Annotated in this window: 6 protein-coding genes; 2 read left to right on the forward strand and 4 right to left on the reverse strand. The window is 56.0% G+C overall.

The genetic code is table 11. The annotated features are described in order from the left end of the window. Positions 1 to 10 precede the first annotated feature (10 nt). A complete protein-coding gene (gene recG, locus H6G07_RS15295) occupies positions 11 to 2,548 on the forward strand; it encodes an ATP-dependent DNA helicase RecG (protein WP_073608863.1) in 2,538 nt (845 codons plus the stop codon). Here recG and H6G07_RS15300 read toward each other — a convergent pair. Next, positions 2,545 to 3,768, reverse strand: coding sequence for a DUF790 family protein (locus H6G07_RS15300; RefSeq protein WP_073608862.1), 1,224 nt, complete (start codon positions 3,766 to 3,768; stop codon positions 2,545 to 2,547). The genes recG and H6G07_RS15300 overlap by 4 nt on opposite strands. Before the next feature lie 103 nt (positions 3,769 to 3,871). On the opposite strand from H6G07_RS15300, the gene H6G07_RS15305 reads away from it, so the two are divergent. Continuing rightward, positions 3,872 to 4,771 (forward strand): alpha/beta fold hydrolase, encoded by a 900-nt coding sequence (locus tag H6G07_RS15305; RefSeq protein WP_073608861.1) that lies wholly within the window; start codon positions 3,872 to 3,874, stop codon positions 4,769 to 4,771. 87 nt (positions 4,772 to 4,858) lie between these two features. Here the strand turns inward: H6G07_RS15305 and H6G07_RS15310 are convergent, their stop codons facing one another. The 3 genes from H6G07_RS15310 to ygfZ form a co-directional block, all read right to left on the reverse strand. Further along, positions 4,859 to 5,440: a DUF2996 domain-containing protein gene (locus H6G07_RS15310; RefSeq protein WP_073608860.1), complete on the reverse strand. Its 582-nt coding sequence runs from the start codon at positions 5,438 to 5,440 to the stop codon at positions 4,859 to 4,861. A gap of 173 nt (positions 5,441 to 5,613) precedes the next feature. Next, positions 5,614 to 6,687, reverse strand: coding sequence for a GDP-mannose 4,6-dehydratase (gmd, locus tag H6G07_RS15315; protein ID WP_073608859.1), 1,074 nt, complete (start codon positions 6,685 to 6,687; stop codon positions 5,614 to 5,616). A gap of 106 nt (positions 6,688 to 6,793) precedes the next feature. After that, the gene (gene ygfZ / locus H6G07_RS15320) at positions 6,794 to 7,855 is read right to left on the reverse strand and encodes a CAF17-like 4Fe-4S cluster assembly/insertion protein YgfZ (RefSeq protein WP_073608858.1); all 1,062 of its coding nucleotides are present in this window, start codon (positions 7,853 to 7,855) and stop codon (positions 6,794 to 6,796) included. Between the last annotated feature and the right edge of the window lie 244 nt (positions 7,856 to 8,099).

The raw sequence follows: 8,099 nt of genomic DNA on the forward strand, positions 1-8,099 counted from the left end.
GCAAGCATCCATGACAGAAGCACAGACTTCCCTACCCGACTGGGTGCGACTCCAGCGAGCCCTCTCAGTCGAGGCTGAAACCGGCTTTAACAATCTGGTGGGTAAGCAGCAGAGCTTCAGCGAGTTTTTGCGGGACAGCTTACAACAGCCCCCAACTGCTCTTCCCGGCGACCAACAACAATCTTGGCAGAGCCTCGCCCAAAAGTACGACGGCTACATCGACCTCAGCTTTGCCCAACGCCAGCACCTGGTAGCCGAAACCCGCCGCTTTCTCCACAGCACCCAGCGCCTACTAGAGAAATTTGCCGAGACCAAAGCCCTCCGTACGAGGGAGGGTGCCGCTCCAGATTCTGGAAAATCAGTCGCGGCCAAGACAGTCAAAAAACCTAGCGCCACCCCCAAAACAACTCAATTAGCAGAGGTATCCGGCACCGGCAGCTTTCGCTTTGGCCTCGATCAGCCCGTCACCTACCTAAAAGGGATCGGGCCGAAAAACAGCGATCGCCTAGCCAAACTGAGCATCTTCACCGTGCAGGATGTGCTCTACTACTACCCCCGTGACCACATCAACTATGCCCAGCAGGTCAAAATCCGCGATTTAGAGCCGGGCGAAACCGTCACCATCGTCGGCACTGTTAAGCGGGTCAACTGCTTCACCAGCCCGCGCAACAAAAAGCTCACCATTTTTGAGCTACAGCTCTCTGACGGCAGCGGCACCCTCAAACTCAACCGCTTTTACCCCGGCAACCGCTACGCCACCCCCGGCTGGCAGCAGCAGCAAAAACGCCAGTATCCCCAGGGGGCGATCGTCGCGGCCTCGGGACTGGTGAAGGACGGCAAGTTTGGGGTGACACTAGAGGATCCGCACCTGGAGGTGTTGGACAGTTTGGGCGATCGCATCGAATCCCTCACCATTGGCCGCATGGTGCCGGTATATGCCCTCAGTGAGGGCGTCCCAGCCGATCTGGTGCGCAAAGCTGTAGCGGCTTCCCTACCGGCGGTGCCCGAACTGCAGGATCCCTTGCCGGTGGATCTGCGGCAGCGCTATGGGCTGGTGAAGGTGGAGGATGCGATCGCCCAAATCCACTTCCCCGACGATGAAGAAAACCTGGCCCAGGCCCGTCGCCGCCTGGTGTTCGACGAATTTCTCTACCTTCAGCTCGGTTTGCTGCGCCGTCGTCAGCAGCAGCAGGCCCAGCAAACTGCGATCGCCCTCGCCCCCACCGGGAAGCTGATCGACCAGTTCTACGGCGTGATTCCCTTTAGCCTCACGGGTGCCCAGCAGCGGGTGGTCAACGACATCCTCTCTGACCTGCAAAAGCCCATCCCCATGAATCGTCTGGTGCAGGGCGATGTGGGCTCTGGCAAAACCGTGGTCGCCGTAGTCGCCACCCTCGCTGCAATTCAGTCAGGCTATCAAGCCGCTATTATGGCCCCTACCGAGGTGCTCGCCGAGCAGCACTACCGCAAACTGGTGGAGTGGTTCAACCAGCTCCACCTGCCTGTCGAGCTACTTACCGGCTCAACCCGCGCTGCCAAACGTCGCAAAATGCTGGGCGAGCTGGCCACTGGAGAACTTCCCATCCTCGTCGGCACCCATGCCCTCATCGAAGATCCAGTGCAGTTCCGTGATCTGGGTCTGGTGGTGATCGACGAACAGCACCGTTTTGGCGTGCAGCAGCGGGCCAGACTGACCCAAAAAGGCGCAAACCCCCACGTGCTCACCCTCACCGCCACTCCCATTCCTCGTACGCTCACGCTGACTATGCATGGCGACTTGGATGTGAGTCAAATTGATGAATTGCCGCCGGGGCGCAAGGCGATTCAAACTACGCTGCTGACCAACAAAGAACGCCCCCACGCCTACGATCTGATCAAGCGCGAAATTGCCCAGGGTCGCCAAGTCTATGTGGTGCTTCCCCTAGTCGAAGAGTCCGAAAAGCTCGATCTCAAATCCGCCGTAGAGGAGCACCAGCGGCTAGCGGAAGTGATCTTTCCAGAATTCACCGTCGGCCTGCTCCACGGGCGCATGTCTTCCGCCGAAAAGGATGACGCTATTACCGCCTTTCGTAAGCAAGAGAGCCAAATTCTGGTCTCTACAACGGTGGTGGAAGTCGGGGTAGATGTTCCCAATGCCTCGGTGATGCTGATTGAGCACGCCGAGCGGTTTGGCCTCTCCCAGCTCCACCAGCTCCGGGGCCGAGTCGGGCGCGGGGCCGCGCAATCCTTCTGCCTCCTGCTCAGCGCCAGCCGCAGCGAAACCGCCATTCAGCGGCTCAAGGTGCTAGAGCAATCCCAGGACGGCTTCTTTATCGCCGAGATGGATCTGCGCTTTCGCGGCCCTGGGGAAGTGCTGGGCACCCGCCAGTCGGGCCTGCCCGATTTTGCCCTGGCCAGTTTGATCGAAGACCAGGATGTGCTGATGCTGGCCCGTGAAGCAGCCGAAGCCATGCTGACAGAAGATCCAGAACTAGCCCGCTGGCCCAAGTTAGCGAAGGAACTTCAGCGGCGCTACGAAAAACTCATGGGCGGCACAATCATGACCTAATCTCCCAGCACCTCCAGCACCACCTTGGGCTGAAGCTTGGTCTTAAACCACACCACCTGGGCCGGAACGTTGGTAATATCCACCCCAGCATTCTCTAGGTTGAGCCGCTCTGACACCGCCAAAATCAGGTTGTTACGCCCTGACTTGCGCACCTGGGCGAACTTCTTCCGTAGATATTCAGGTCGCCAGTAGCCGACAATCTCCAGCAAATACTCGCGCCCGTCAGAGTGCACCACCCGAAAGTCAGGAATCATCACACTGCCGGGCAGAGGCACCAGATCCACCTCCCGCTCCAGTCGCCAGGGAGTTTTGGCGGGCCAGCGGCTGACGAACGACTCCTCAATCATGCTGTCGTAGGTCTTGCCGGGGGGATAGTGGGTGACCAGGCCGCAGTCGCTGTCGAGGGTAAACTCGCGGGGTTTCACCTGCTGGGTAAAGTTGTCCTTCATTTGTAGGGTCGCCGTCAGTCGCCACTTGCTGACGTGGAGAATAGCAGGAATCAGCTTGGCAATATCGACCCCGTAGCGCGTGCTGGGCTTAAATAAACTGGCGGGGCCGTCGATGGTGATCGTAAACCCCTGATCAGCGTCGCCCTCAATGTAGGTCATTAGCCGAAACAGCTTTAGGTAGCGAAACATCAGCTTGTACTCGCCCGGATCATTGCGGTACAGGTGCATTACCAGGTCACTAGCTTTGTAGAACACTCCCTGGGTCTGCGACAGGTTGTAGCGATGGAGCAGCGCATCGGGGGTAGGGGCATCAAACTCAATCAGAATGTGGTTGTCCTGGCGATCGGCGTAGAGCCCCTGACGCAGGTCAGCCACTGAAACTTCGCGATCTAGCTCTTCAGAAAGCTGCTGACCCAGGGTTGCCAAATGCGCTGCGGCAGCGATCGGAGAGGGAACTGATTGAGCAGACAGCGCAAACACCCGCCGCCGCAGTTCAATAGGCTCTAGCGGACTTACCACATCAAAGGTGGCAAAGCTGTTACGCAGAATGTGGGCTAGGCCGCGCTTGATGCGGTAATTGGTGTCTTCGCCTTCGAGATCTTGTAGCTGGCGGTTGAGGTCGCCCTGGGTGTGGCCGACCTGTTGCTGAAAGAGCTGGATCAGATCGGCGGCGATCGCCCGATTCGCCCCATCCAATCCCAGCCGCTTGGGCTGTAGCCCCTCCCCCTGAAATCGATAAATTAACAGTTCGCTCGGTAACGTTGACCTCACCTCCAGGGAGAATTCAAATGGGCAGCAGAGGCCTGGGATTGGCCCTAAGATTAAATCACAATTGGGAGAAACCCCACGTCCACGAATCTTAGCGGATCTCACCATGCTTAACTTCCAGCCGCTGGGCTTTATTCAGCAGGCCCTTGCCACTGACCTAGGGGTTATGGCCTACTACACTCCTGGCGGCTTGCCCTGGCAACGGGATGATGGTGTTACTCGCCCGCCGCTGGTGTTCCTCCACAGTCTGGGGGGTGGTTCCTCAGCCTTTGAGTGGTCTAAGGTTTACGCTGCTTTTGGGGCCACCCATCGGGTAATTGCCCCTGATCTAATCGGCTGGGGTCAGTCAACCCATCCGCCCCGCGCCTACTCAACCGAAGACTACTTCTACATGATCACTCACCTGCTGGAGTCAGTAGCTCAACCCCCGACCCTGGTAGCGGCCACCTCCCTTACAGCTGGCGTCGTCATTCGCCTAGCAGGACTGCGGCCCGATTTGTTCAAAGGCCTATTTTTGGTGTCCCCCTCAGGCAACAGCGACTCTGGCCGCGACTACAAAGTTAGCCTACCCGCTCTACTAGCCAGCACGCCCGGCGTAGATAAACTGCTGTATCAGGTAGGGGCAGCTAATGAGGTGGCGGTGCGATCGTTCCTCTCCACCTTTCTCTTTGCCAACTCCCGCCGCATTACGCCAGAAACCGTGCAGGGCTATCTCGCCTGCACTCAGCAACCCAACGCCGAGTATTCAGCTCTGTCATCCCTCAACGGAGCGGTCAGCTTTGACCTGTCGCGCTACATTCACCACCTTCAAACTCCCACCACCGTTGTGTTAGGGTCAGGGTCACGGTTTACGGCACCGGCCACGGTCAAACGGCTTGCAAGCCTCAATCCCGAAGCAGTGCAACAGGTAATCGAGATCCCCGACTCCGGGGTACTTCCCCATGTCGAGCATCCTGCCGTAGTTGTTGGCTTGCTCAAGCAGTTCCTAGGCCAACACTCTGCCTAAAAACGACCTGATCCTACTTAGTCTTTCTTTGCCGGAAAGGCTAGGCAAATGACAGGCTTAAGCATCACTCATTCAACCGCTACTTATTCAATTTCGCGCCAGCCACTTCTGACCGTTGAGCCGTCTCAGAGTGAATAGAACCAGCAAATCTAGGGTAATTTTGCGCTCGTCACCCATGAACTGCTCAATGGTGCTGGGCTGCGATCCCCTATCGGCGAAGTAGAACAGCTTGGGGCTAGAGATATTGTCTTTAGTAAAAGCAATGTTGAACTGGCGATTCCCTGAAAGGGAGGCTGCGCCAGCGCCGTTTTGCCACTCCCCCTTCACGTGCCAATACTTCTCAGCATCACTGACCCCAAACACCCCTAGGGGCCGCTGATCGAGGGTGAGCTGAATATCGTCAATGCCCTTATCCTTCAGCGCCGATTCTAGCGTCGGGATAAAGTGTTGCTCGATGAATTCGGCGAACGGCTTGTCTTCTAACGCCGGGGGCTTTTCCTTCTTAGGAGCGGCTTTAGAAGCAGCTTTGGGTTCAGCTCCAGCTTCTGCCTTAGGGGCAACTTTAGCCTCAGCCTTGGGCGCAGCATCTGCTGCTTTAGAATCTGCTTGGGGAACGGGAGTATCCTCAGCGGGGGTAGAGTCTACTGGGGGAGTCTTTTCGTCAGCCATACAAAGGAAACCTACAACAGCAATCCGGGCAAACTCAATGGGTTGAGCCACTCACCCAGTTGTTCTTTCCCATACTAGAGGAAAGGCCTCCAAAACGCATGCCTTACTGACTCAAAAACGGTATCTATCCCCAAGACAGATACCGTTTTTGAGTTATCAACCAGCTTCAGCCCTTAGCCCTGGGGTGCCAAGTGCAGCATTTCTTTGCGTATAGTCGCCACATCAGCGGGAGCACCATTGCCATGACGAATGCCGATCGCCTCTAGGTCGCTCTCCACCATCAAGTGCACCAGTTCCTCAAAGGTAACGCTAGGTTCCCAGCCTAAAGCCTGGCGGGCTTTAGTCGAGTCGCCAATCAGCAGTTCTACTTCGGCAGGCCGCAGGTAGCGGGGGTCAAACTCCACGTAATCGTGCCAGTCGAGGTTGACATGGTTAAAGGCAATATCTAAGAACTCACTGATGGCGTGGGTTTCATTGGTGGCTACCACATAGTCATCGGGCTGGTCTTGCTGCAGCATCAGCCACATAGCCTTGACGTAGTCTTTGGCATAGCCCCAGTCGCGCTTGGCGTCGAGATTGCCCAGATACAGTTTTTTCTGCTGACCGGCCACAATGCGGGCTACCGCTCGGGTAATTTTGCGCGTTACAAAGGTTTCGCCACGCCGGGGCGACTCGTGGTTAAACAAAATGCCGTTGCAGGCAAACAGGTCATACGACTCTCGGTAGTTAATGGTTTGCCAGTGGGCAAAGACCTTAGCGCAAGCGTAGGGGCTACGGGGGTAGAAGGGTGTCGTTTCCGTCTGGGGAATTTCCTGTACCTTGCCGAACATCTCAGAGGAGCCAGCTTGATAGAAGCGCACTTCTAACCCTGTGCGTTGCTGGTAGTCGCGAATGGCTTCGAGAAGCCGCAGCGTACCCATACCCACACAATCTACGGTGTATTCGGGCGAATCAAAGCTCACCCGCACGTGGGATTGAGCACCCAGGTTGAAAACTTCCTGGGGCTGCACCTGTTCAAGAATGCGCCGCAGCATGGTGCCATCAGTCAAATCGCCGTAGTGCAAAAACAGACGCGCTTCGGCACTGTGGGGATCAACGTAAACGTGATCGATGCGGTCAGTGTTGAATGTAGAGGTGCGGCGAATAATACCGTGAACCTCATAGCCATTATCTAAAAGTAATTCTGCTAGATAAGATCCATCCTGACCGGTAATACCAGTAATCAGGGCGCGTTTAGGTTGGCTCATAGGGTATAAATCTGTACGGCAATGCTTGGCTGACCAAGCTTAATACAATCAGTGCTTTACTTAAATACAATCAAGTGAGTTCACCTAAGAATACCCAAATTACCGCTTAAACGGGTAGATTATTGGTCGTCAAGTACCCTCGAGCTAGATAGGGCACATCAATTACCACGCCGTTAGTTGCACCGACACTGACTGTTAAGCCGGCTCCACCAGCTTTGGTGCGAATATAGCCTAAACCCCTTAAACCACGGGGAGTTTCAACTACGCTGGTGAGCAGACCCACTTTTTCGTCCCCAACAAAAATAACTTCCCCTGGATCAACCGTGCCGTTGAGCTGAAGGCCCCAGAGTTGCTGCTTGACCCCCTGGTAGGTGTTCAGTCGAGCAATTGTCTCCTGACCGATATAGCATCCTTTTTCAAAAGAAATCGCGTCCCATAGCCCCGCTTCGAGAGGGTTATAGTCGTCGGCGAGCTCGTACCCGGGGGCAGGACGCCCCTGCTGCACCCTTAGCTGCTGCCAGAGTGATTCTCCTGCTGGGATGCTGCCAGCATCCGTGAGCTGTTGCCACACGACTGCTGCGCCTTCCACTGGCATTAGGAGGGTGTACCCAGCCAGGGCTAAACCATTGCCTGCCGCTAAGCGCAGGGCAACACCGCTGAGATCAACGCTCCGGTGGTGGGCTGTAGGCAAATCAGGCTCTAATGTAATACCCAAGTCCTTAAGTACAGCAGCACTGCCAGGGCCAACGAGGGAAAAAACGGCTGTATCTGCGGTTAAGTTAGCTAGCGATACCTGATCGGCCGGAAAAATGTAGCGATCCATCCAGTCCATCAGGCGCTGATCTTGACTGGGGGAGGTGAGAATCAGCAGCGCCTCCTCGGTTAAGTAGACGGTGGTCAAGTCAATGGTTCTAGCAGTAGAGGTGACGAATACTGTGTCGCAGCCTTCGCCGGGCTGGCGCTGGGTAAATGTATTGGTGGTTTGATTGTGGATGAATCGCAGGCGATCGCTCCCAGACATCTGGAGCACGCCCCAGTGGCTGCGATCGAACAGCACGGCTCCAGCTTTAACCGTTTCTAAGTCGGCAGCATTATTAAACGTAGTGGGAATCCCCTCTGACGACAAAATCGCGCCCTGGCTTTGCTGTAAATCGTGAAGTGCTTGCATTGTGGGAGCCATGTCTCGTTTGGGTTTTGCCTACCGGTGGGCATTGCTTATTTTAGAGTGTAGCGATCGCCAACACCAAAACAAGAGCGCCCCCCATGCGGGGAGCGCTTCTTGCTAATCAATCAATGGGGTAGTCGATGAGGACTAGCCAATGATTTCAGGTGCCTCAGCCGTAGCCAAATCGAGGGGGAAGTTGTGAGCATTGCGCTCGTGCATCACTTCCATACCCAGGTTCGCCCGGTTG

Source organism: Phormidium tenue FACHB-1052 (assembly GCF_014696675.1).
In the GTDB taxonomy this organism is placed as follows: Bacteria; Cyanobacteriota; Cyanobacteriia; order Phormidesmidales; family Phormidesmidaceae; genus Nodosilinea; species Nodosilinea tenuis_A.

What these genes read in the sequence shown, in the direction of transcription:
- ygfZ (WP_073608858.1), bottom strand. Translation starts at nt 7,855, where the DNA reads ATGCAAGCACTTCACGATTTACAGCAAAGCCAGGGCGCGATTTTGTCG.
- H6G07_RS15310 (WP_073608860.1), bottom strand. Translation starts at nt 5,440, where the DNA reads ATGGCTGACGAAAAGACTCCCCCAGTAGACTCTACCCCCGCTGAGGAT.
- recG (WP_073608863.1), top strand. Translation starts at nt 11, where the DNA reads ATGACAGAAGCACAGACTTCCCTACCCGACTGGGTGCGACTCCAGCGA.
- H6G07_RS15305 (WP_073608861.1), top strand. Translation starts at nt 3,872, where the DNA reads ATGCTTAACTTCCAGCCGCTGGGCTTTATTCAGCAGGCCCTTGCCACT.
- gmd (WP_073608859.1), bottom strand. Translation starts at nt 6,687, where the DNA reads ATGAGCCAACCTAAACGCGCCCTGATTACTGGTATTACCGGTCAGGAT.